The 21,514-nt window shown below is 63.6% G+C and carries 22 protein-coding genes and 1 pseudogene; 7 read left to right on the top strand and 16 right to left on the bottom strand.

Annotation, left to right across the window (positions count from 1 at the left end):
- Nucleotides 1-7: 7 nt before the first annotated feature.
- On the top strand, nucleotides 8-949 hold the full coding sequence (locus AB7A72_RS01170; RefSeq protein ID WP_369458771.1) for an alpha/beta hydrolase: 942 nt from the start codon (nucleotides 8-10) through the stop codon (nucleotides 947-949).
- Nucleotides 950-1,006: 57 nt separating this feature from the next.
- Here the strand turns inward: AB7A72_RS01170 and AB7A72_RS01165 are convergent, their stop codons facing one another.
- From AB7A72_RS01165 to AB7A72_RS01125, 9 genes are all read right to left on the bottom strand, one after another.
- Entirely contained in the window at nucleotides 1,007-1,924 is a 918-nt protein-coding gene (locus tag AB7A72_RS01165) for an SMP-30/gluconolactonase/LRE family protein (protein ID WP_369458770.1), read from the bottom strand.
- A gap of 57 nt (nucleotides 1,925-1,981) precedes the next feature.
- The gene (locus AB7A72_RS01160) at nucleotides 1,982-2,881 is read right to left on the bottom strand and encodes an amidohydrolase family protein (RefSeq protein WP_369458769.1); all 900 of its coding nucleotides are present in this window, start codon (nucleotides 2,879-2,881) and stop codon (nucleotides 1,982-1,984) included.
- Nucleotides 2,882-2,952: 71 nt separating this feature from the next.
- On the bottom strand, nucleotides 2,953-3,909 hold the full coding sequence (locus AB7A72_RS01155; RefSeq protein ID WP_369458768.1) for a tripartite tricarboxylate transporter substrate binding protein: 957 nt from the start codon (nucleotides 3,907-3,909) through the stop codon (nucleotides 2,953-2,955).
- A 47-nt stretch (nucleotides 3,910-3,956) separates the two neighbouring features.
- On the bottom strand, nucleotides 3,957-4,949 hold the full coding sequence (locus AB7A72_RS01150; RefSeq protein WP_369458767.1) for a Bug family tripartite tricarboxylate transporter substrate binding protein: 993 nt from the start codon (nucleotides 4,947-4,949) through the stop codon (nucleotides 3,957-3,959).
- 15 nt (nucleotides 4,950-4,964) lie between these two features.
- A complete protein-coding gene (locus AB7A72_RS01145) occupies nucleotides 4,965-5,972 on the bottom strand; it encodes a tripartite tricarboxylate transporter substrate binding protein (RefSeq protein WP_369458766.1) in 1,008 nt (335 codons plus the stop codon).
- A gap of 140 nt (nucleotides 5,973-6,112) precedes the next feature.
- The gene (locus AB7A72_RS01140) at nucleotides 6,113-7,042 is read right to left on the bottom strand and encodes an NAD(P)-dependent oxidoreductase (RefSeq protein WP_369458765.1); all 930 of its coding nucleotides are present in this window, start codon (nucleotides 7,040-7,042) and stop codon (nucleotides 6,113-6,115) included.
- Nucleotides 7,039-7,725 (bottom strand): RraA family protein, encoded by a 687-nt coding sequence (locus tag AB7A72_RS01135; RefSeq protein WP_369458764.1) that lies wholly within the window; start codon nucleotides 7,723-7,725, stop codon nucleotides 7,039-7,041. The genes AB7A72_RS01140 and AB7A72_RS01135 overlap by 4 nt, the downstream gene beginning before the upstream one ends.
- A 256-nt stretch (nucleotides 7,726-7,981) precedes the next feature.
- Entirely contained in the window at nucleotides 7,982-8,986 is a 1,005-nt protein-coding gene (locus AB7A72_RS01130; RefSeq protein ID WP_239811464.1) for a Bug family tripartite tricarboxylate transporter substrate binding protein, read from the bottom strand.
- Nucleotides 8,987-9,027: 41 nt separating this feature from the next.
- On the bottom strand, nucleotides 9,028-9,285 hold the full coding sequence (locus AB7A72_RS01125) for a hypothetical protein (protein ID WP_369458763.1): 258 nt from the start codon (nucleotides 9,283-9,285) through the stop codon (nucleotides 9,028-9,030).
- On the opposite strand from AB7A72_RS01125, the gene AB7A72_RS01120 reads away from it, so the two are divergent.
- On the top strand, nucleotides 9,284-9,976 hold the full coding sequence (locus tag AB7A72_RS01120) for an IclR family transcriptional regulator (protein ID WP_369458762.1): 693 nt from the start codon (nucleotides 9,284-9,286) through the stop codon (nucleotides 9,974-9,976). The genes AB7A72_RS01125 and AB7A72_RS01120 overlap by 2 nt on opposite strands.
- 66 nt (nucleotides 9,977-10,042) lie before the next feature.
- On the opposite strand, the gene gudD is transcribed toward AB7A72_RS01120, so the two are convergent.
- From gudD to AB7A72_RS01105, 3 genes are all read right to left on the bottom strand, one after another.
- A complete protein-coding gene (gudD, locus tag AB7A72_RS01115; RefSeq protein ID WP_312834608.1) occupies nucleotides 10,043-11,395 on the bottom strand; it encodes a glucarate dehydratase in 1,353 nt (450 codons plus the stop codon).
- A gap of 74 nt (nucleotides 11,396-11,469) precedes the next feature.
- Nucleotides 11,470-12,465, bottom strand: coding sequence for a Bug family tripartite tricarboxylate transporter substrate binding protein (locus AB7A72_RS01110; RefSeq protein ID WP_239811466.1), 996 nt, complete (start codon nucleotides 12,463-12,465; stop codon nucleotides 11,470-11,472).
- A 174-nt stretch (nucleotides 12,466-12,639) separates the two neighbouring features.
- Entirely contained in the window at nucleotides 12,640-13,686 is a 1,047-nt protein-coding gene (locus tag AB7A72_RS01105; protein ID WP_369458760.1) for a LacI family DNA-binding transcriptional regulator, read from the bottom strand.
- Between the two features lie 108 nt (nucleotides 13,687-13,794).
- Here AB7A72_RS01105 and AB7A72_RS01100 point away from each other — a divergent pair, with 108 nt between their 5' ends.
- Entirely contained in the window at nucleotides 13,795-14,079 is a 285-nt protein-coding gene (locus AB7A72_RS01100) for a YlcI/YnfO family protein (protein WP_313329512.1), read from the top strand.
- Nucleotides 14,076-14,396 carry a type II toxin-antitoxin system RelE/ParE family toxin gene (locus AB7A72_RS01095; RefSeq protein ID WP_369458759.1) on the top strand — a complete coding sequence of 107 codons (321 nt, stop codon included), beginning with the start codon at nucleotides 14,076-14,078 and terminating at the stop codon, nucleotides 14,394-14,396. The genes AB7A72_RS01100 and AB7A72_RS01095 overlap by 4 nt, the downstream gene beginning before the upstream one ends.
- A gap of 186 nt (nucleotides 14,397-14,582) precedes the next feature.
- On the opposite strand, the gene AB7A72_RS01090 is transcribed toward AB7A72_RS01095, so the two are convergent.
- Nucleotides 14,583-14,813, bottom strand: coding sequence for a LacI family DNA-binding transcriptional regulator (locus AB7A72_RS01090; protein WP_369458758.1), 231 nt, complete (start codon nucleotides 14,811-14,813; stop codon nucleotides 14,583-14,585).
- Between the two features lie 317 nt (nucleotides 14,814-15,130).
- On the opposite strand from AB7A72_RS01090, the gene AB7A72_RS01085 reads away from it, so the two are divergent.
- Together AB7A72_RS01085 and hemP are read left to right on the top strand one after the other, a co-directional pair.
- Nucleotides 15,131-16,789 (top strand): ATP-binding protein, encoded by a 1,659-nt coding sequence (locus AB7A72_RS01085; protein WP_369458757.1) that lies wholly within the window; start codon nucleotides 15,131-15,133, stop codon nucleotides 16,787-16,789.
- Nucleotides 16,790-17,028: 239 nt separating this feature from the next.
- Entirely contained in the window at nucleotides 17,029-17,325 is a 297-nt protein-coding gene (gene hemP / locus AB7A72_RS01080; RefSeq protein ID WP_369458756.1) for a hemin uptake protein HemP, read from the top strand.
- A 99-nt stretch (nucleotides 17,326-17,424) separates the two neighbouring features.
- On the opposite strand, the gene AB7A72_RS01075 is transcribed toward hemP, so the two are convergent.
- Both AB7A72_RS01075 and AB7A72_RS01070 read right to left on the bottom strand, forming a co-directional pair.
- Nucleotides 17,425-19,614: a TonB-dependent receptor gene (locus AB7A72_RS01075; RefSeq protein WP_369458755.1), complete on the bottom strand. Its 2,190-nt coding sequence runs from the start codon at nucleotides 19,612-19,614 to the stop codon at nucleotides 17,425-17,427.
- Between the two features lie 346 nt (nucleotides 19,615-19,960).
- Nucleotides 19,961-20,107: pseudogene (locus AB7A72_RS01070) on the bottom strand (MFS transporter); the annotation flags it as partial.
- A 96-nt stretch (nucleotides 20,108-20,203) separates the two neighbouring features.
- On the opposite strand from AB7A72_RS01070, the gene AB7A72_RS01065 reads away from it, so the two are divergent.
- The gene (locus AB7A72_RS01065) at nucleotides 20,204-20,725 is read left to right on the top strand and encodes a hypothetical protein (protein WP_369458753.1); all 522 of its coding nucleotides are present in this window, start codon (nucleotides 20,204-20,206) and stop codon (nucleotides 20,723-20,725) included.
- Nucleotides 20,726-20,788: 63 nt separating this feature from the next.
- Here the strand turns inward: AB7A72_RS01065 and AB7A72_RS01060 are convergent, their stop codons facing one another.
- The gene (locus AB7A72_RS01060; RefSeq protein WP_369458752.1) at nucleotides 20,789-21,457 is read right to left on the bottom strand and encodes a DMP19 family protein; all 669 of its coding nucleotides are present in this window, start codon (nucleotides 21,455-21,457) and stop codon (nucleotides 20,789-20,791) included.
- Nucleotides 21,458-21,514 lie beyond the last annotated feature (57 nt).

Below are 21,514 nucleotides of genomic sequence, written 5' to 3'. Positions count from 1 at the left end.
GCCACCCATGCGCTTGTCCACCCTCTACCCGAGCGCCTGCGCGGCGCTGCTGGCCGGCTTGCTGGCCACGGCGCCACAGGCCTGGGCGCAAACCGCCCAGCAAGGCACTGCAGCCGATGCAGCCGCTGCGGCCACGCCCAGCACAGCAGCCACACCCGCCAGCCCCTATGTGATGCCCGCCACCCAGGTCTGGGACATGCCATCGGACAACGGCGAGGTCTACCGCATCTTTGTCTCGGCACCCGACAAGGGCGAGCCCCCCAAGGGCGGCTACCCGGTGCTCTATGTGCTCGATGGCAATGCCTACTTTGGCTCGTTCGCGCAGGCGCGCTGGGTGCAGGACTACCTGCCTGTTGGCAAGGCCATCATCGTCGGCGTGGGCTACCCGGGCGACAAGCCCTGGGATGTGCGCCGCATGGCCGACTACACGGCGCAGCTGCGCGAGCCGCTGTCGCCCGAAGTGCGCCCTTTTGCCCAATACAAAAGCGGTGCGCGCGCGCCGTTTCTGGATTTTTTGATCGGCAAGCTGCGCCGCGAGATCGCCCAGCGCTACCCCGTCAACCTGGAGCGGCAGTCGCTGTTCGGCCATTCGTTTGGCGGGCTGTTCGCGCTCTACGCGCTGTACGAGCGCCCCCAGGCCTTTGAGGCGATTGTGGCCGCCAGCCCCTCGATGGAGTGGAACGGCCAGAGCATTCTGGACGAGGAGCGCGCGTTCCGCGACAAGGTGCAGGCCGGCAAGGTGGGGGCCACCAGCCGCCTGATGGTGGTTGTGGGCGACCGCGATGCCGATGGCGATCCCGAATCGGCCCGCATGCTGGCCGAGCGCCTGGAAGCGCTGTCAGGCTGGGGCCTGCGCGTGCGGCTGCAGCGCTACCCCAACGAGGTGCATGCTAGCGTCCCGGCGCAGGCGGCCAATGACACGATGCGCTTTGCGTTTACCTTGCGCTAGGGCGGTTCTGCCAAACCTGCGCCCCGTGGGATGGACGCGGATCGCCCGCGCCCGCGTTCAGACCCCCTGGTGAATCGGCAGGCCGGCGGTTGTCATGCTGGCCGTCAAGATACGGCCATAGGTGGAATCGGTGACAAACAGCTGCTTGCGCTCTGTACCGCCAAAGGCCAGGTTGGTGGTGGAGCTGCCCTTGATGCCACAGAGCACCTGCACCGGCTCGGCCAGGTGGTTCAGCACCCAGACATAGCCCAGGCCCGGGTTGGCCACCAGCACATGGCCCTGGGCATCGACGGCCAGGCCATCGGGACCACTCGGCCCGTATGAGGTAAAGAACTGGCTCACCTTGGCAACGCTGCCATCGGGCAGCAGGGGCACACGCCAGACGCAGTTGCCCCGGGTCACCGCCAAATACAGCACGCGGCCATCGGGTGACAGCGCCACGCCATTGGGGCTGGGCACATGGTTCAGCAGCAGATCGAGCTGGCCATTGGGCCGCAGGCGGTACAGGCGGCCGCTCGGGTCATGCAGGCCGCTCTGGCCCTGGTCGGTAAAGTACAGGTTGCCGTCAGCATCAAAAATCAGGTCGTTCACGCCCTTGAAGCGCTCGCTGTTGCGGCGCTCCAGATAGGGTGCGACTGCGCCGCTGGCCACATCGAGCTGCATCAGGCCGTTCTTGTAGTCGGTGATCAGCAGCTTGCCCGGGGCCAGAAACTTCAGGCCATTGGGCTCGCCGTCATACTCGGCTACCAGGCTCCACTGGCCTTGCGCATCGATGCGAAAAATGCGGCCCCAGGGGATATCGCTGACATAGAGGTTGCCGGCCTCGTCAAACACCGGGCCTTCCAGAAACGAATCGGTAATCGTGCCGGCCCGGTTGGCATCGGCCCAGGCGCTGCGCTCGCGGCGGCGAAAGGACTCGGGCATGGCGCTGAAGGTCTCCAGGGTGCGGACTTCAGGGGATTGCAGCAGAAACATGGGCTAGCCTTCTTGGCATCAAAAACGGTTGGTGGGGGAGCAGGATCTTGCCAGGGTTCAGCAAGGCTGAAAGCCGTAGAGCTGGGCGGGGTTGTCCACCAGAATGCGGTCCATCATCGCATCCGAAGCCGACCAGGCCTGCAGCAGGTTGACCAGGTCCGTGTCGTTGACGGTGCCCGGCCGCTCGGTGGTGTGCGGCCAGTCCGAGCCCCACACCAGGCGCTCGGGCGCGGCCTGCACAAGGGCGCGGCCCAGTGGCACGGTATCGGCATAGCTGGGGCCCTGCACCTGGGAGCGCATATAGGCGCCAGAGAGCTTGACCCAGCACCGGCCACCATCGAGCAAGCGGCGTAGCACACCATAGGCCTCGGCCGATGGGCCTTCGGCCGGATCCATGCGGCCCATATGGTCGATCACCAAGGGCACCGGCAGCTGCTGCAGCACCGGCTGCAATTCGATGATCTGCGCCGCCTCGGCAAACACCTGGATATGCCAGCCGGCACAGTCCGGGTGGCGCGCCAGCTTTTGTGCCAGGGTCTGCAGCATCCCGGGCGTGGTGGTGCCCCAGGATTGGGGCGAGACAAAGTTCACCCGCAGCCCACAGACGCGCCGCGTGGCCAGGCGGGCCAGCTCGGCATCGCCCACATCGGCATCGACCACGGCCACGCCGCGCGCGCTGTCGCCCAGTTGGTCGAGGGCATCGAGGGTGCAGGCATTGTCGGTGCCATAGGTGGATGGCGTGACCACCACTGTGCGCGAGGTGCCCAGGCGCTGCTGCAGCTGGCGGTAGGCTGCTACCGGCGCATCAGGCGGCCTGCGCGGCCAGTGTGCCGATGGCGCAAAGCGCGTGTCGAAGATGTGCATATGGCTGTCGCAGGCCAGCGCAGGCAGGCTGCGCGTGGGCCGGTTCAGGCCGACCGAATGCGGGACAGGGGTGGAGAGATCAGGCAAGGTCATCGCAGTGCAGGCGTTTCATGAAGGCGGGGCGGGCCGCTGCAGCAGCGGCGGCCAGTGACTCGGGTTGTGGCTCAGTCGAGTTGGATATGGCCCTTCTTCACCACCTCGCCCCATTTGGCATCTTCCTTTTTCAGAAAGGCGCTGAACTCTGCCGGTGTCGAGCCCACCGGCTGCGCACCCAGGTCTGCCAGGCGCTGCTGCACCTCAGGCTCCTTCAACACCTCGGCAACCGCCTGGTGCAGTTGCTGGGAGATGGCGTCTGGCGTACCAGCGGGCAGCAGCACGCCATTCCATTCATAGGCTTCGTAGCCGGGGATGACGGTCTCGGCCACCGTGGGCACATCGGGCAGGCGGGCCGAGCGCTGGGGCGAAGAGACGGCCAGCGCACGCAGCTTGCCACCGCTCACCAATGGGTAGGAGGCGGCCACGGTGGCGAACATGAAGTCCACCTGCCCGCCCATCACATCGGCTATCGCCGGGCCACCACTCTTGTAGGGCACATGCACCATGTCCAGGCCCAGCTTCTGGCGGAACAGCTCGGCCGCCAGGCGCTGCACCGTGCCGCTGCCGCCCGATGCAAAGTTGATCCTGCCCGGTTCGGCCTTGGCCTTGGCGATCAGGTCGTTGACGTTCTTCAGCGGCGACTCTGTCTTCACCACCAGCGCATTGGGCGCCAGCAGCACCAGCGACAGCGGTTGCAACGCATTGGCGGCGTAGGGCATCTTGGCGAACAGATGCGGGTTGACCGAGTAGGGCGTCGCGTCATAGAGCATGGTGTAGCCATCGGCCTTGGCCTTGGCCACAAAGCTCGCGCCAATGGTGCCGCTGGCGCCGGCCTTGTTCTCGACGATCACGCTGGTGCCCAGCTTGGCGCCCATGCGGGTGGCCAGCACGCGGGCCACCGCATCGGCTGCGCCGCCCGGCGCGTAGGGCACGACGATGGTGATGGGGCGCTCGGGGAAGGCGGCATGCGCCATCGTGGCGGCCAGTGCGCAAGCGGCGATCAGCGGTTGGATAAAGCGGGGCATGTTGTCTCCTGAAGGGGTCTAGGTATGTCTGGGGTGCGAGGTCTGGGTCAATCGGCTTTGAGGTCCAGGTCGCGGGCAATCTGGGTATAGGTCGTCACTTCGCGCGCCACCTGGCTGCCAAAGGCCTGGCCGCAGGTCGAGTCGGCATCCAGGCCCAGGCTGTGCAGCTTTTCTACGGTGGCGGCGTTGCCGGCAAAGTCGCGGGCGGCTTTTTCCAGCTGCTGGGCAATGGCGGCGGGCAGGCCGGCAGGCGCCATCACGCCGTACCAGACATCGGCTGCATACTTGCCGCCACCGGCCTCGGCAAACGTGGGCACATCGGGCAGCAGCGAAGACCGCTTGGGCGAGGCAACAGCCAGCGCCGTGAGCTTGCCACTCTTGATCTGCGGCAGCACCGAGCCCAGGGTCGCAAACGAGCTGTCGAGCTGCCCGCCCATCAGATCGGTCACCACCGGGGCCGCGCCCTTGTAGGGCACATGGTTCAGCTGCAGGCCATTGGCGCGGGCAAACATCTCGGTCGCAAAGTGGCCGGAGCTGCCCATGCCGGCGGTGCCTGCCGTCGTGTGGCCGGGCTCCTTGCGGGCGCGGGCCATGTAATCGGCGAGGCTCTTGACCGGCAAGCCCGGCGGCACCACCAGCACCGTCGGGCTGGTGCTGACGGTGCACAGCGGCTGGAACGACTTGACCGCATCAAACTTGACCCGGCCGCTGTAGAGGCCCGGAATCATCGTGTGGTTGGTAGCAGCAAACAGCAGGGTATAGCCATCGGCCGGGGCGCTGGCCACCGCTTGCGCGGCCAGGATGGTGTTGGCACCGGGCTTGTTGTCGACGACAAAAGGCTGGCCCAAGTTGCGGCCTGCGTAGTCGGCAAAGGCGCGGGCCACCACATCGGTGGGGCCGCCGGCCGCAAAACCCACCACCAGCCGCACCGGCTTGGCCGGGTAGGCAGGGGTTTGCGCAAAGCTGGCGCTGGCCGCCAGCGCTGCCGCCGCCACCAGCGTTTGCAGCGCCAGTGCTGGCAGATTTTTCTTCTTGAACATGTGCTTGTCTCTTTCTCAATCCATGCGAATGCCGCTGGCGCGGACCACACCGGCCCATTTGGCGGTCTCGGCCTGCACAAAGCTCGTGAATGCCTGCGCGCTGGAGCCTACGCCTTGTACCCCCAGTTCGGCGAAGCGTTTCTGCATCTCGGGGCTGGCCACGATGGCACGGGTTTCCGCCTCCAGCCGCTGCAGCACTGGTTGGGGCGTGCCAGCCGGGGCGAACAGGCCGTTCCACTCGTTCACCTCAAAGCCTGCCAGGCCGGATTCGGCCATCGTCGGCAGTTGCTCCCAGCCTTCGCTGCGCTGGGCCGAGGTGATCGCCAGCGCGCGCAGTTTGCCGCCTTTGACAAAGGGGCCGCTGGCCGTGGTGGCGCTGAACATCGCATCCACCTGGCCACCGATCAGGTCGGTCAGCGCCGGTGCGCCGCCGCGATAGGGGATATGCGTCATCTCCAGCTTGGCGCCTTGCTTGTACAGCTCGGCGGCCAGATGCTGCGCGCCGCCGTTGCCGGCCGAGGCATAGCTGAGCTTGCCCGGCGCGGCCTGCGCGGCGCGGCCCAGGTCGGCCACCGAATGGAGTGCCGAGTTGGCGGGCACCACCAGCAGCAAGGGCACCTGGTTGATCAGCGAGATGGGTGCGAAATCCTTGGCCGGCTGGTAGGGCAGTTTGGCGAACAGGCTGGGGTTGACGGTGAAGGCCGTCGCATCGAGCAGCAGCGTATAGCCATCGGGCGCAGACTTGGCCACGGCCGCCGCGCCAATGGTGCCGCTGCCGCCGGGGCGGTTGTCTACTATTACCTGCTGGCCCAGCCGGTTGCCCAGCTGGGTGGCCAACAGGCGCGCGGTGTTGTCGGCATTGCCGCCGGGCGGGTAGGGCACGACGAGCTTGATGGGCTTGTCGGGCCATTGGCTCTGCGCTTGAGCGGGCAGCGCAGCGGCAATGCCTGCTGTGACGGCGACGGCCGCCAGCGCCTTGGCCGCTAGCGCTATCTGCCAGCGGCGGTTAAAAACCTGCTTCATGGTTGTCTCCTGTGTGGCTCAGGGGTTCGGTAGCGGGCCGCATGCATGCGGCCTCTTGGTATTTGCTGGGGCCGGGTGCATGCCCGGCCCGCTTTGCTACGGGCAAGCAACGCTGGCTTGCCCGTGCTCCCGCCAGCGCTTCAAGCCGTGGCGGGCGCCTTGGCCAGCACCGCCAGCAGGTTCTGGGCGGCGCCCACGCCCATGTTCACGTAGGCATCGCTGGTCACACCGCCGATGTGGGGGCTGAGGATAAAACGCGGCTCGCGCTGGAAAGGATGGCCGGCGGCCATCGGCTCCACCGCAAAGCTGTCCAGGCCCGCAGCCATTACCTGGCCGGCGCGCACGGCATCTAGCAAGGCGGCCTCGTCGATCAGGCCACCACGCGCGGTGTTGACGACGATGACGCCGCGCTTGCACTGCGCCAACGTGGTGGCGTTGAGCATGCCCCGGTTCTCGCCGGTCAGCGGGCAGTGCAGCGAGATCGCATCGGCCTCGCGCCAGATCGTCTCCAGGTCCACGCTCTGCACATAGGCCGGCAGGTTCTTGGCAAAGGGGTCAAAACCGATCACGCGCATGCCCAGCGCATCGGCCATCTTGGCAAAGCGCAGGCCGATGGCGCCCAGGCCCACGAGGCCGACGGTGCGGCCACCCAGCTCCAGGCTCTTGTGCGTGGCCTTGTCCCAGTGGCCGGCATGCATGCGGGCATCCAGCGCGACGACCGACTTGGCGCAGGCCAGCAGCAGCGCCAAAGCCTGCTCGGCCACGGCCGCAGCATTGGCGCCCACGGCGGCTACGACTTCAATGCCGCGCGCCTTGGCCGCGACTTTGTCGATGGTGTCGGTGCCGCTGCCGTGCTTGGAGATGACCTTGAGCGACGGCGCCGCGTCCATCACCGCTGCGCCGACCTTGCCGTAGCGCACGATGATGGCGACCGGGTCATGCTGTTTGGCCAGTGCGACCAGGTCCTCTTCGGTCGGCGTTTTACCGGCGTAGATGATCTCGTAGCCGCCGAGCAGGTCCAGCGCTTGCTGCGCCAGATCGGCGCCAGTCACGATGATGCGGGGGTTCACAGCGATTCTCCTTCCTTGAGCACGCCGGCCGCACGCAGTGCAGCGGGCAGCCATTTAGATGCGGTGTCGCCACGGGCAATTGCGTCAATGCGGGCGGCTTCATCGGCGACCTTCTTGTCGGCCAGAGCCAGCATCGCAGGCGCCTTGGCGCGCTCGATCACGACCACGCCATCGGCGTCGCCGACGACCAGGTCACCGGGGTTGACGGTGGTGCCGCCGGCCGAGATGGGGTGGTTGATGCGGCCAGGCACAAACTTGGTGGGGCCGGCGGGGTTGAAACCGGCGCTGAACACCGGGAAGTCCAGCTCCAGGATCTCGAGCTTGTCGCGGATGGCGCCGTCGACGATGACGCCGGCCAGGCCCCGCTTCTTGCAGGCGCTGAGCATCAAGGTGCCCATCAGCGCGGCCGTCTGGTCGCCCTTGCCATCGATCACCAGCACGTCGCCGGGTTGGGCCAGCGCAATGGCGGCGTGGATCATCAGGTTGTCACCGGGGCGCACTTCGACCGTGAAGGCCGGGCCGGCGACTTGCATGTTGTGCTGCACCGGTGCGACCCGCGCATGCATGGTGCCGCGGCGGCCGGCCACGTCGGCCAGAATGGCGGCCTGGAAGCTGCCGGCCTTGGCAACGACGTCGGCGCTGACGCGCTCGATGTCACGGATGATGTCGGGAAGTTGGCTCATGGTGTGGGTCCGTTGGGAGGGATGGAGAAAAAAGGGGTTGGGCTGGCGCTGGGCGCCGCATGGGTCTTTCCGTGGTGGATGGCATGCACTGCGTTGGCGGAGCCGGCGTTTTGCAGAGCACCCAGCGCTTGGGGGCAGGGCGCTGTGCTGCCCGCCGAGAAACGGACGGGCACAGCCAAGCTGGCGCAATGCATGGCGCGGTCTCTCAGCGGATAGGTTGGAGGGGACGGTGGTGCGGACCGGCTGTGCGGCAGTCTTAGTTCAGGCTGGCGCCCGAGTCCTTGACGATCTTGGCCCAGCGGGGTACTTCGGCGCGCATCAGCTTGCCGAAGTCTTCCGAGCTGCCGCCCAGGATGTCGCCGCCTTCGGAGCGCAGCTTTTCCTTGACATCCGGCTCGGCCAGCGCGGCATTGATGGCCTGGTTCAGCTTTTGCACCACGGCGTCAGGCGTGCCGGCAGGGGCCAGGATGCCGAACCAGGTAATGGCCTCAAAGCCCGCGCTGCCGGATTCGGCCATCGTCGGGGTGGAGGGCAGCTCGCCCGAGCGCTGCCTGGAGGTGACCACCAAGGGCTGGAGCTTGTCGTTGCGCACTTGGCCGATGAGCGATGGGATCGATCCGACAAAGAGGTCGATCTGCCCGCCCGACAGATCGGTGATGGCCTGGGCAATGCCTTTGTAGGGGACATGGCGCAGTTTGATGCCCACGGCTTGCTCAACCTGGGTGACGGCCAGGTGGGCGACGGTGCCATTGCCGGAGTAGCCGACGGTGACGGTATCGGGCTTGGCCTTGGCGGCCTTCAGCACTTCGGCAATCGTATGCAGCGAGGTGCCGGCGCCGCTGACCATCAGGATTGGCGACGAGGAGACGAGGGCGACCGGGGTCAGGTTCTTCAGCGGGTCGTAGGGCAGCTTCTTGTACAGCGCCGGGTTGATGGCCAGGTTGCTGGTTTGGCCCATCACCAGCGTGTAGCCATCGGGGGCGGCCTTGGCGGCGGCATCCACCCCCAGGTTGCCACCGGCGCCGGGCCGGTTGTCGACGACGATGCTCCAGCCGTTTTTCTCGGTGATCTTTTGGGCGACGGCGCGCGCGATCATGTCGGTGCCGCCGCCGGGCGGAAAGGGCACCAGCAAACGAATCGGCTTGGCCGGGTAGTTGCTTTGGGCGTAGGCGCAGGTGGATGCTGCCGCCAGCACTGCCGTACCCAGCACCAGGCTGCCCAGGCGCGCCGAGATCGAAATCGCTCGTGTCGTGATCGTCATACCTTGTCTCCGTATCGTTCTGTTGATTTATTCCTTTTGGTTCAAAACCTGTTCAAAGCCTCGATGACCAATCGGTGCGCCACTTTAAAAAAAAGTTTCAAGGGATACAATGCCGTTTCAACCAATGAAACACATTGCACGATGAGCAACCCTTCTCCGCGCCCCAAAAGCCGCCGTTCCAGGGCCTCAACCGCGCCCGTTGCTGCGCCCCCGCCAGTGCCTGAACCGGCTCCTGCCGAGGCCGTGCCAGAAGAGGGCGCATCGTCCACCAGCACCGTCACGGCGGTGCTGCGTGCCATGCAATTGATAGACGCCTTTGCGTTGGGCGAATCCCATCTGCCACTGGCCGAGATGAGCCGGCGCTGCGGCCTGCACAAGACCACGGCGCTGCGCATTGCACGCACCTTGGCGCAGGCGGGCTACCTGGTGCAGCGCGACGATGGCGACTGGCGCCTGGGCCCGGCAGCGGGCTGGCTGGGCGCGCGCTACCAGGCCGGTTTTGATGTGCAGAACGTGCTGGAGCCGGCGCTGCGCGCATTGACGATGGCGAGCGACGAGAGCGCTGCCTTCTATGTGCGCGAAGGCAATGTACGCACCTGCCTGGTGCGGGTCGAAGGCCCGCAGGCCTTGCGCCACCATGCGCGCATGGGCGAGGGCCTGCCGTTGGACAAAGGGTCTCCCGGGCGGGTGATTCTGGCGTTCTCCGGCGAGCCGGGGGATCTGTACGAAGCGATACGCCAGCGCGGTTACCACTGGTCGATTGGCGAGCGCGAGCAGGGTGTGGCCACCATTTCCGCGCCGGTGTTCGGCAAGCACTGGCGGCTGCTGGGCTCCGTCTGTGTGTCCGGTCCTGCATCGCGCCTGCCGCAGCACAAGCTGGAGGAAATGTCCAAGACCGTCATCGCGGCCGCCAACCAGATCTCCTACGAATTGGCAGGCAATGCGGGGCCTTCGGCAAGCCTGGTCCGGGCCAGCCACTGGCACCCCTGAGTCCAGCGCGGATGCCCGTGGCGCGTCCCCCGTGCTGCCTGCCGAACAGGGGATTGCCGCAGCGGCTCAGCGCACCATGCAAGGGCGCTTGTTGTCAAAGCGCCAGTTGGGCACCAGGTACTGCATCGCGATCGCATCATCGCGCGCGCCCAGGCCATGCTGCAGGTAGAGCTGGTGCGCGCGTTCGACGGCATCCATGTCCAGCTCGATGCCCAGGCCGCCCTTTTGCGGCAGCGCGATGTAGCCGCCGTTGATCTGCAGCGGTTGCTTGGTGAGGCCCTGGCCGTCCTGCCAGATCCAGTGCGTGTCGATGGCGGTGACCTTGCCGGGCGCGGCCGCGCCCACATGGGTGAACATGGCCAGCGACACATCGAAATGGTTGTTCGAATGCGAGCCCCAGGTCAGCCCAAAGGCCTGGCAGAGCTGGGCCACGCGTACCGAGCCCGACAGGGTCCAGAAATGCGGGTCGGCCAGCGGAATATCGACCGATTGCAGCGACAGCGAATGCGCCATCTGGCGCCAGTCGGTGGCAACCATATTGGTCGCCGTCGGCAGACCGGTCGCACGGCGGAACTCGGCCATCACCTCGCGGCCGGAGAAACCTTCTTCGGCACCGCAGGGGTCTTCGGCATAGGCGAGGATGCCGTGCAGATCGCGGGTGATGCGCACCGCATCCTTGAGCAACCAGCCGCCATTGGGGTCCAGGGTGATGCGGGCCTTTGGAAAGCGCTCGTGCAGCGCGCGGATCGCCTCGACCTCGTCCTCACCGCGCAGCACGCCACCCTTGAGCTTGAAGTCTTCAAAGCCATAGCGTGCATAGGCGGCTTCGGCCAGCCGCACGATGGCCTGCGGGTCCATGGCTTTTTCATGGCGCAGGCGCTTCCAGTCGTCGGCCTCGTCGGGAAAGCTCTGGTAGGGCAGATCGGTCAGGTTGCGGTCACCCACGTAAAACAAATAGCCCAGCATCTGCACCGAGGTGCGCTGCACGCCTTCGCCCAGCAGCGCTGCCACCGGCACGCCCAGATGCTGGCCCAGCAGGTCCAGCAAGGCAGATTCGGCAGCGGTCACCGCATGGATGGTGGTGCGCAGGTCAAAGGTCTGCAAGCCACGGCCAGCGCTGTCGCGGTTCGCAAAGTTGCTGCGCATCGCGTTCAGCATCGCGTTGTAGTGGCCCACCGGCTGGCCCAGGATCAGCTCGCGTGCATCTTCCAAGGTGTTGCGAATGCTCTCGCCACCGGGCACCTCGCCCACCCCCGTGTGCCCTTCGCTGTCGGTCAGGATCAGCAGGTTGCGGGTGAAGAACGGCGCATGGGCGCCGCTCAGGTTGAGCAGCATGCTGTCATGCCCGGCCACGGGCACCACGCGGTAGCCGGTGATGCGGGGGGTGGAGCTGGGGGAGGCGGTGGGGGTGGCTTGCATGGTGGGCAAAGATGAAAAGTTGGGAGTTGCGCAGCGGGCGGATGGGCTGGCCCACTGCGGGGGCAGTTCCGTGTTTATTGTGCGGTGATGTTGCCGGTGGTGATCACCTGCTTCCAACGCGCAAACTCCTTGCGTTGAAACTCGGTGAAGACCTCGGGGCTGTTGCCGACCACTTCCAGGCCCATGTCGGTGAACTGCTTGCTGACGGCAGGGTCATGCAGCGCTTTGACAATGCCGTCGTAGAGCTTGGCCTTGACATCGGCCGGCAGGTTCTTGGGGGCGGCAAAGGCCTGCCAGGCATAGACGTCCATGCCATCGATGCCGGCCTCGGCCATTGTCGGCACATCGGGCAGCACGGCCGAGCGCTTGTTGCCCGTCACCGCAATCGCCTTGAGCTTGCCCGACTTGATGTGCGGGAACACGCTGTTCACGTTCTGGAACGACATGTCCACCTGGCTGCCCAGCAGATCGGCGGTGGCCGGCGCGCCGCCCTTGTAGGGCACATGCAGGCCCTTGGTGCCCGTCTTCTGCCAGAACAGCTCGGCGGTCAGATGGTCCGACGAGCCCGCGCCCGAGGTCGCAAAACTGACCGTGTCGGGCTTGGCCTTGAGCATCGCGATGACGTCCTGCACGTTGTTGACCTTGGGCGCCAGACTGGGGTTGACCACCAGTACATTGGCCGTTTGTACCGCCACGGTGATGTAGCTGAAGTCGCGCGTCGGGTCATAGGGCAGGCCCTTGATCAGATGGGGCGCGACGACCAGCGGTGCCAAGGACGAGACCAGCAAGGTATAGCCATCGGCCGGGGCGCGCACCACCTGCGCGGCGCCAATGCTGCCGGTGGCTCCGGCCTTGTTTTCCACCACCACCGACTGGCCCCATTGCTGGCCCAGGTTGTTGCCAATCGCGCGCGCCACCGTGTCGGTCGCGCCGCCTGCGGGGAAGGGCACGATGATGGTGATCGGCTTGTCCGGCCAGGCCCAGGCGCTCGGGCTGGCGGCCAGGGCCGCAGCGCTGGCGCAGACGAGTGCCGCTATTTTTCTCCATCCGGTGGTGGGGGTGGTGGTCATGTTTGTCTCCTGCTTTCAAGGCGTTGCTGAAATCTGGCTGAGCGATGGTTCGCTTCGTATAGTTAACGTTAACATTGAAATTTGTCGTATTGTTAACGTTAACTTTGGCTGAGAAATCAGTAATTACCCGAAATCGCCAGTGGGGCGGGGCAGGGAATTGTGTCGGGGAGCTGTCTAGCCGCTGCTGCGCTGGGTGATGGAAAAGCCGATATCGACACGCGGCGCATCCACCGGCTGGTCCAGGGTGCGGGCGACGATCATGTCGGCGGCCAGCTGGCCAATGCGCGTGCCATCCAGCCGCACGGTGGTGAGCGGCGGGTCGGTGTCCTTGGCAAACTCCTGGTCGCCCAGTCCGACCACGGCCAGCTGCTGCGGCACCTGCAGGCCCTGGTGCTGCGCCTCGACCAAGGCGCCCAAAGCGAGGGTGTCCGAGCTGCAGAAAACGGCGGTCACTTCGGGGCGCTCGGCCAGGATCTCGGCCAGTCCTCGCCGGCCGCCACCCAAGGTGCTGGGCGCCGGGGTGTAGGCCACCGTCACCTCGGGCAGGCCGGCCGCTTGCGCCGCTTGTGCATAGGCGGCCACGCGCACCCGGGCACGCGCATCATCACCGCTGACCATACCCAGCTGCCGGTGCCCGTTGGCGATGAAATGCGCCGCCACCGCGTGGCCAATGGCGCTGTGCGAAAAGCCCACCAGCATGTCGATCGCCGAATCGGTCAAATCCCAGGTCTCCACTACCGGAATGCGCGAGGCCTGCAGCAGCGCCCGGCCTTCTTCGGATGCCGCCATGCCGATCATCACAATGCCATCGGGCCGGCGCTGGATGATGGCCCGGATCAGGTCCGCCTCCTGCGCGGCGTCATAGCCGGTGCGGCCAATCATCAGCTGGTAGCCGTGCTGGTTCAGCGCATGGTCCAGCGACTGGATCAGCTCCTGAAACACAGGCCCCACCAAGGTCGGCAGCAAGGCCGCCACCAGCCGCGCCCGCGACAGCCGCAGCCCGCTGGCCAGCGCATTGGGCACATAGCGCATGCTGGCGATGGCATCGCGCACACGCTGCAAGGTCTCCGGGTTGAGCCGCTCGGGGTGGTTGATGGCCCGCGACACCGTCATCGCAGACACACCCGCAGCGCGGGCTACATCTTGGATCTTGGACGGTCGGTTGCTGGCTTGCACGGGCTGGTGGGGAAGGTGGCTGAAAGTGCCGCTATCGTAGTCCATGCCAGGTGGTGTGGGGCGGTGCAGCGGGATTCCTCTCGCGTTTAGCGGGCCAGAGTCCCCCAATGCCTACAGCGATCTGGTTTCTCAGGCTTGTGGTCTGAATCACAAATGCAATACAATTTGCCGATGAAAACCGCTACCATCCCACCCGTCCGCGTAGAACCTTCGTTCCGTCAGGAAATGGAGCGTTCTCTGGAGACCAACGAAAGCCTGGCCTCGCTGGTAGAAACAGCTGTCCGCAATGAGGTCAAGCGCCGGCAAGTCCAATCGGAGTTCATGCGGCGCGGTCTCGCATCGATTCAGAGCACGGTTGCGGCAGGCAGCGGCATCCCTGCCGACAGCGTGATCGCCAAGCTGGAGGCCAAACTCGCAGCAGCCAAGCAACGCGCATGAGCCAGTACCAGGTGATATTCAGCCCGGAAGCGGCAGAAGATCTGGAACGCTTGTTTGACCACATCCTGGAGCGGGAGCTGGCCAGTGCGACAGGAGACCTGGATACACCTGCACGTGCGCTTGACGCAATCAGGCGCTCCTGCCGCTTCCTGGAGCACAGTCCGTTCAGCTGTCGCAAAGCCGGGTCTAGCGCGTTTTTGCGCGAGTTAGTCATCGCTTTTGGTGGCGCTGGCTACGTAGCGCTTTTCGAGATCCACGATGCAACCACGGTGATCATCGGTGCCATCCGGCACCAGCTGGAAAGCGATTACCTCTAGCTGCTTTACCGCTATCCAGCCGGAGTCTCAAACGCAGGGACGGTTTAGCCCACCCGCCCCGCCTCCAGCGCCGACTCCGGCGCATCCGTCGGCCACAGCGCTACCAACACCAGCAGCACCGCCACCAGCAATAAGGCGCGCCGGGGTGCAGGTCATAGACCAGGGTGCCCACCAAGGGCCCCAGGATCATGCCCAGGCCATGGGCTGCGCATTGGGCACATAGCGCATGCTGGCGATGGCATCGCGCACACGCTGCAAGGTCTCCGGGTTGAGCCGCTCGGGGTGGTTGATGGCCCGCGACACCGTCATCGCAGACACACCCGCAGCGCGGGCTACATCTTGGATCTTGGACGGTCGGTTGCTGGCTTGCACGGGCTGGTGGGGAAGGTGGCTGAAAGTGCCGCTATCGTAGTCCATGCCAGGTGCTGCGGGGCGGTGCAGCGGGATTTGAGCTGCATTTGGACGATATTGGAGCGGTGGTAGTCGCTCTGTGCCAATAGCCATCACTTATCAATCCGCAGTCTGACCCTAGCGACCGAGGGAAACCGAGTAAGAAATACATTGCATGAAGCGTTAGCATTGGTAGCTTTTGCCAAAGTCAGGCTCCTACTGTGTAATTACTGCGCGCCGACTTAAGTAGTGTGGTCAATCCAAATCATTGTGATATCGAATAGGCATGTGAAAGGGGTCATGACCTATGGTATTGCAATTCCAAAAATAACGATGAACTCAAAATGATCGTCATCAATCACAAGCTATTTTTTGCAGTATCCGCATTCGTTTCATCCTTGGTGCTTGTTCCATTGCTTTTTTCCGTTCGGCCGATCGGAATCAAGAAAATAGGTATTTATGCATTAGGATTTTTCATCGTAACGTTCGCGCTTTTTCTTTACGCAAATTTTTTTAATGACCACTCTGTTTTTTCATTGGGAAACTATTTTTTAACGCTGGGAGTGGCTATACAAACTATCGGTATTAGAAAATTCTACAACCAATCGTCGCTGTGGTTGCTGATAGTACCCTGCACCCTGGCATCTGAAGTGTTGGGTTTCTATTTTTTCCGTATAGATCCCCACTACCCGAGTCGGTTGAAATGTTTCACTTTCTTCTTGGCGATTTTTGTTTTTATTCAATTTTATACTGTCGTCCGGTATGGTAGCAAATCATTTACAAACCGGCTTTTGTCGGCATCGTTGGGTATAGAGTTTCTAGTATATTTAATCCGCTTCAGCACCTTATTTATTCCCCATCTGGTTCCAAGTAGCCCCGTTGCTTTTTCAATTATCCAGATATCTTATATTTTCGTTTTTTCTGCGGTGGTGCCCCTAACAGCTATATGCTTGATGATCAATGGCGCCCACTTGCTACAAGAAAAATATATCTCTGAAGAAAAAAAGAAGAGCCAGCAAAAAACGGAAACGATTGGTTTTATCAGCCACGATTTACGAGCTCCGCTGGCCACGATATCTGGCTATACAGCGATGCTCCTCAAGGATGCCAACGATGAGCAGCGAAAGTCGCTGCTGTCCATCCAACGCAGTATTGATTACCAGCTCGGCTTGGTCGATGAACTGCAGGTATTCTCAAAGGTAGAGCTGCAGCCGCTACATCTCAAACCCATACCTACGGATTTGCCGCGTCTATTAAACGAGATTTCGGAATATGCATTGGCGTTGTGCTCTCAACAGCGCAATAGCTACCACTATGAACCATTTCCAGGCCTTCCGATAGCAGTCCAAATGGACGGCAATCGTTTGCAACAGGTGCTCCTGAATTTACTATCGAATGCCGCTAAATTCACGCATGATGGGGCCGTGACGCTATCGGTCACCTCCGAAACTGCCAGTGGGTATTGCAGGCTTTACTTCGCTGTCAGTGATACCGGCCCAGGAATCGATCTCACACAAGGGGTCGATATCTTTGGAGCTTTTCAACAAATCCAGGCCACTAGCAATAGCACCGGGCTGGGGCTATTTATTGCCCAGCGCATCGTTTCAGAAATGGGAGGGACTCTGAGCGTCGAGAGTAGTCCCGGCCATGGTTGCAGGTTCTCCTTCAACCTTCGCGTTCCTGTCTCCAGCACTGGTTCTTACCGGCCTGACGCCCGCTTCTGTACCCCTCAACCGACCTATCCGTTCCCTGCACATGCCGCAGAAACGAGACCTCTCAGCCCCACTGATATCAAGGACCACTTAGGCAATGAATCGCTCGAGGAACTGGCCAGCTATGCGCTTCACGGACGTCTGACGGACATAGAAAACTGGATGGAACGCCATGCCAAGGAGATTGCCGCATCCCAATTCGCCACCTTGCTCCATGAGCTGTTAGATCAGTTCGACTTTGCAGGAATTCATACGCTTGCCTTGGTGGAGCAGCGAAGGTCAGGCACCTGAGCATCTTTACCTGATTCCATAGGCGCATGGCGGTGGAACGCAAGTTCGGCGTCGGTCTACGGCAGACCCTGTGATCCGCAAGATTCGGCGCAGCGGGCTGCAGGGTCGTGCCGAAGAGGGTGGGACAGACCTCAAACTGCTTCGTTGGCATGGTTATAAATGATAATCAATCTCATTTGATGCTAGACTCGCTCCCAGTAATGTGCCTGACCACCTTCCAACCCGCCATAAGCGCCACCATGACCACTCTGCATGCCGCCACCAGCGTCCGCCGTACCTTGCAACTCCGCCGCCCCGCTGTGCTACAGCCGCAGGACGCCGCGGATACGCCCGCTGCCTGCGAGGCCGGGTCCCATGCTGCCGAGCCCCTGACCATCGCGCTGCAGCCCCGGCCGCTGAACGATGCCAACCTGCAGGTGCGCAGCGTGGACAGTGCCAGCCTGCTGGCCGGCCACAAGACCGTGCAGATTGCCCACAACGGCTCGGTCTACACCCTGCAGGCCACCAAGCTGGGCAAGCTGATCCTGACGAAGTAAAGCGCTTCACGCCCCTGATAAAAACAGCCCGCTGGCATGCACGTGCCAGCGGGCTGTGGTGTTGGTGGGCCCTGGCCATAGCCAGAGCCTTGGTGGTGATCAGAACGACACGGTGGCCGACAGGCGGTAGGTGCGCGGCGCCCCGGGCATCACAAAGCCATCGTTGAACATACCGATCCAGTAGTTCTTGTTGGTCAGGTTCTCCACACTGGCGTTGAAGCGCACAGGCGTTGATCCGAACTTGGTGGCATAGCGGGCCATCGCATCGATGCGGTTCCACGATGGCACCTTGAGGCGGTTGCCCGAATCGGCCCATTGCGAGCCGGTGTGGAAGAGGCGCCCGCCCACCGACAGGCCTTGCACGGGGGTGTCCCAGTCCAGCCCGATGCGGGTGCGCAGCTTGGGCACGCCGTAGTTCTCCAGCCCGGTGTTGATCTGTTTGGATTGGATGTACTCCACTCCGCCCAGCAAGGCCACCGTCTCGCTCAGCTTGCCAAAGGCGCTCCATTCCAGGCCGCGCAAGCGCTGCTCGCCATCGAGCACCTGGAAGTTGGCGCTGTTCGTCACGATCGACGGCTTCTTGATCTGGAATGCGCTGACGGTGTGCGTGGTCTCGCCCGCCTGCAGCTTCACCCCCACTTCGCCCTGCTTGGTCTGCATGGGGGCCAGCGTGTCACCGGTATTCGCATAGCCCGCGCCCACGGTGCGGCCGGGCTCCAGGCCTTCGGTGTAGTTGGCGAACAGCGCGATGTGGTCACCCCAGGGGCGCACCACGGCGGCCACCATCGGCGAGACGCGGTTTTCGCTGTAGTTGGAGGCAACGCCATTGACCAGCGGGGTCTTCACCGTCTGGTGGCGCAGGCCCAGGGTCAGCAGCAGTTTTTCTTCCCAGAAGCCCATCGTGTCGGCAATCGCGAACGATCGGAATTCGTTCTCCGTCGTGTAGTCCTTCCAGGTTGGCGCGGCCGGGAAGGCCGGCTCGGTTGGCCGGTACATATTGGTGGTGTAGCAGTAGTTGCAGGCGGTGTTGACCGTGCCTTCCTTGTGCTTGAGGATGTTGAAGGACAGCTGCAGGCGGTGCTGCATGCTGCCGGTGCCGAACTTGCCGATGACGCCCGCCTCGGCGGTGCGGCGCTCCGACTTGGTGTGTACGTTGTAGATCGCGCCGCGCGTGGTGCCGTCAGCGCCGGTCACGATGGCGCGCGTGCCAAACAGCAGGCCCTGGCCTTCGGCCTCCGAGCCGCCGGCCGCCACATAGCCTTGCCAGGTTTTGTTGAAATCGAACTCCGCCCGCGCCAGCAAGCCGCTGTTGTCGTACTTGCCATGCGTGCCCTTGAACAGGTTCACATCGCCATCGGGCGGCGGCAGCAGGTAACCCACACCAGGGATGGCCGCACTGCCCAGAAAGCTGAACATGCCGGGGCTGCCACCGTCGATCTTGTTGACGCTGTTGTACACATCCACATAGAGGCGGTAGTTATCGCCCAGGTAATCGAGGCCCAGCGCACCGACATTGCGTTTCTGCCTTTCGTCCTCTGCACCCATATCGCCCGATCCGTAAACGCCATTGAAACGCAGGCCCAGGCGCTGCTCCGGCCCAAAGCGCTTGCCCACATCGGCATGCAGCTGGTAGTAGGAATCGGAGACATAGGTGGCGGTCAAGTCGGCAATCGGCTGGGCCAGTGCGCGCTTGGTCACCATATTGACCGAGCCTGCCACGCTGGCCAGCGGCGGCATGCCAGACAGCAGCACATTGGGGCCGCGCATCACCTCGACCCGCTCAAACATCTCGATCGGCACCGAGTTGGCTGGCGCAATGCCGTAGAGCCCATTGGTCGCTATGTCCATCGCCGTCACATCCAGCCCGCGCAGGTTGAAGTTCTGCAGCAAATGGCCCTTGTTGGTCGTGAAGACCACCGCCGCATCATTCTCCAGCACATCCTGCAGCGACAGCGCCGACCAGTCCTCGGCCAGCTCGCGGGTATAGGCATTGACATGGACCGGTGCCTCCATGATCGAGGTCGCCCCCAGAATGCCCAGCCGCGCACCCTTGGCCGCCTTGCGGCCGGGGGCCAGCGCGGGCAGGTCTTCGCGCTCATAGCGGTCGCGCACGGTTACCTGGGGCAGGTTGACCGATGGGCTGGCGGTGGTCTCTGCGGTGGTGCCTGCCTCTTGCCCTTGGTGCGTGGGCTGGGTTTGTTGGGCAGATGCGCTGGCTGTGGCGGCTGCCGCCATCAGAGCCATCACGATCCGGTTGGGTTGGAGTCTGCGTTGCTTGGTGTGTGACATGAGAGTGACGATGTTATAAAAATCAAACAAGAATCATTCTCAATCGTATTCATCAGTTATTGCGTTTGCAACTTTTTGTTGTATTTGGGGGATTACCCTGGGACGAAAGGGGCGGAGGAACGCTTCTGCGGGGACTGTATGCGGCAGGGAGGCCGCCATTTGGCGCTGGTCGCCATTGGTCCATGGGCCAAGCTGTCGAGGGGCATCTTGGCGTCATGCCGACTTTTGATCCTGCCGGTATCCATGCGATTCCGCAGGCGGCAGCCAGAAGCCGATGTGCAAACTCGCTGCAGCCCCGCGGCTGCCACGGCAGGCTGATGGGGCTGGGCAAGGCCTCTTGCGCTTAGACCACCAGCGCGGCAAAGGCCGACGACATCACCAGGCCGATGGCGATGGCGAGCACAGCGGTCCACACCAGGCCCACATAGGACAGGGCCAGCGCAAACGGCGCCACGCCCAGGAACGAGATCCAGATAGCGGCCTTGCGGCCGATGCCAGTTCGCCGGATGACAGTCATTCACGGTCACGGTGGCTACATCGCCAGCAGCCGCTTATGATGGCCCTTCACTCCAACGCAAGGACGGCCCCCATGAACCAGATTGCCCATCTTCGTGACGCCATGGCAGCGAGCCAGCTGCTCAACGACGTGCAGGCCGACGACGGCTTTGTGGTTGGCAGCGTGCACTTCCAGGCGGCCGGTGCCGATATCCCTGTCAATGTCGACCCGGAGTTGGCCGACAACCCCGAGATGGATGTGGAGGCCCTGATCGCCAATACCCAGCGTTTTCTGGCCATGCCGGCCGACGACTGGAAGCGGCTGATCAACGATATTGCGGTGGAGGTGGAAGAGGCCGTGGAAGAAGACGAGGTCGAAGAGCCTACCGACCTGCGCGATGACCTGAGCCTGCATTCGGTGGCCGTGTTCGCCGATGCCGTGCTGCTGTCCTTTGTCGCGCCCAAGCAGTTTCCGCAGTGCTGGGTACGCGCGCAGCTGTGCGAAGAACTGGCGCTGGAAGATATCTCCATCGACGAGGACGACGGTGTGGAAACCATCGAATTCAAGTCGCTCGATGACCTGCTGGACAACCTGAGCGCCAACAACGACAAGTAGCGCCCAGGCGCACAGCAGCCCTCACTTCACGTTGAGGGCTGTGGGTTTGTGCTTGGTCGCGAATCAGGCAGCCGACGGCGCGGGCCCAAAAAATTCCGGCACCCGTTTGACCAGCTCCTCAGCCGCTTCCCAGAACTGTTCGTCCAGTTCCTCGATCCGCTCTGACAGCGCACCGGCCACGGCACGGTACACATCGTCGATGCTGTGGACCTCTTCGGACTGAGCGATGGGGCCCACCAGCCGCCAGAACTCCGTCACCACGTCCAGCGTCGCGCTGGCCTGAATCTCCGCCAGTGCGGCCAGCGCCACCTCCATCTCCGCGATGCCCCAGTTGCCCAGAAACTGCAGCAGCCCGCCGTTATAGCCATCGGCCACCAGGCGCCACAACGCCACCAGCGCCCGGCTGCGGTGAGGGAGCTGGTCTGTCCTCCAGTCCAAGGCCTTCAGCTCCGCCAGCGCTGCTTCAAACAGTGCATCCTGCTCCAGCATCCAGACATGGAGCGCGCCATCGGCAGAGGTCTGGCCGGCGCCGGGCCAGTTGACGCCGCGCCGGTCTGCAGTAGCCACCCATTGCGACCGTTCTCGCGCGTTCATCGCGACTACCTTGGGCCCCACCCAGGACAGCGGTGCGGCCAGTTGGCGGCCATCGTCCAGCAGCAGCAATACCCGTTTGTCTTCAAAAATCACATCGGCGATCGGAGACCCGACGACGGCCTGGCCGTTGCGCTGCATGGTTTGCCTTTCCGGGGCCAGAGTTGGCCCACCACCGGCGAGTATAAAAAAAGAACC

The sequence above is a fragment of the Comamonas sediminis genome (genome assembly GCF_041107495.1).
Lineage (GTDB): Bacteria > Pseudomonadota > Gammaproteobacteria > Burkholderiales > Burkholderiaceae_C > Comamonas > Comamonas sediminis.
This window is presented reverse-complemented; position numbering and strand designations above follow the sequence as displayed.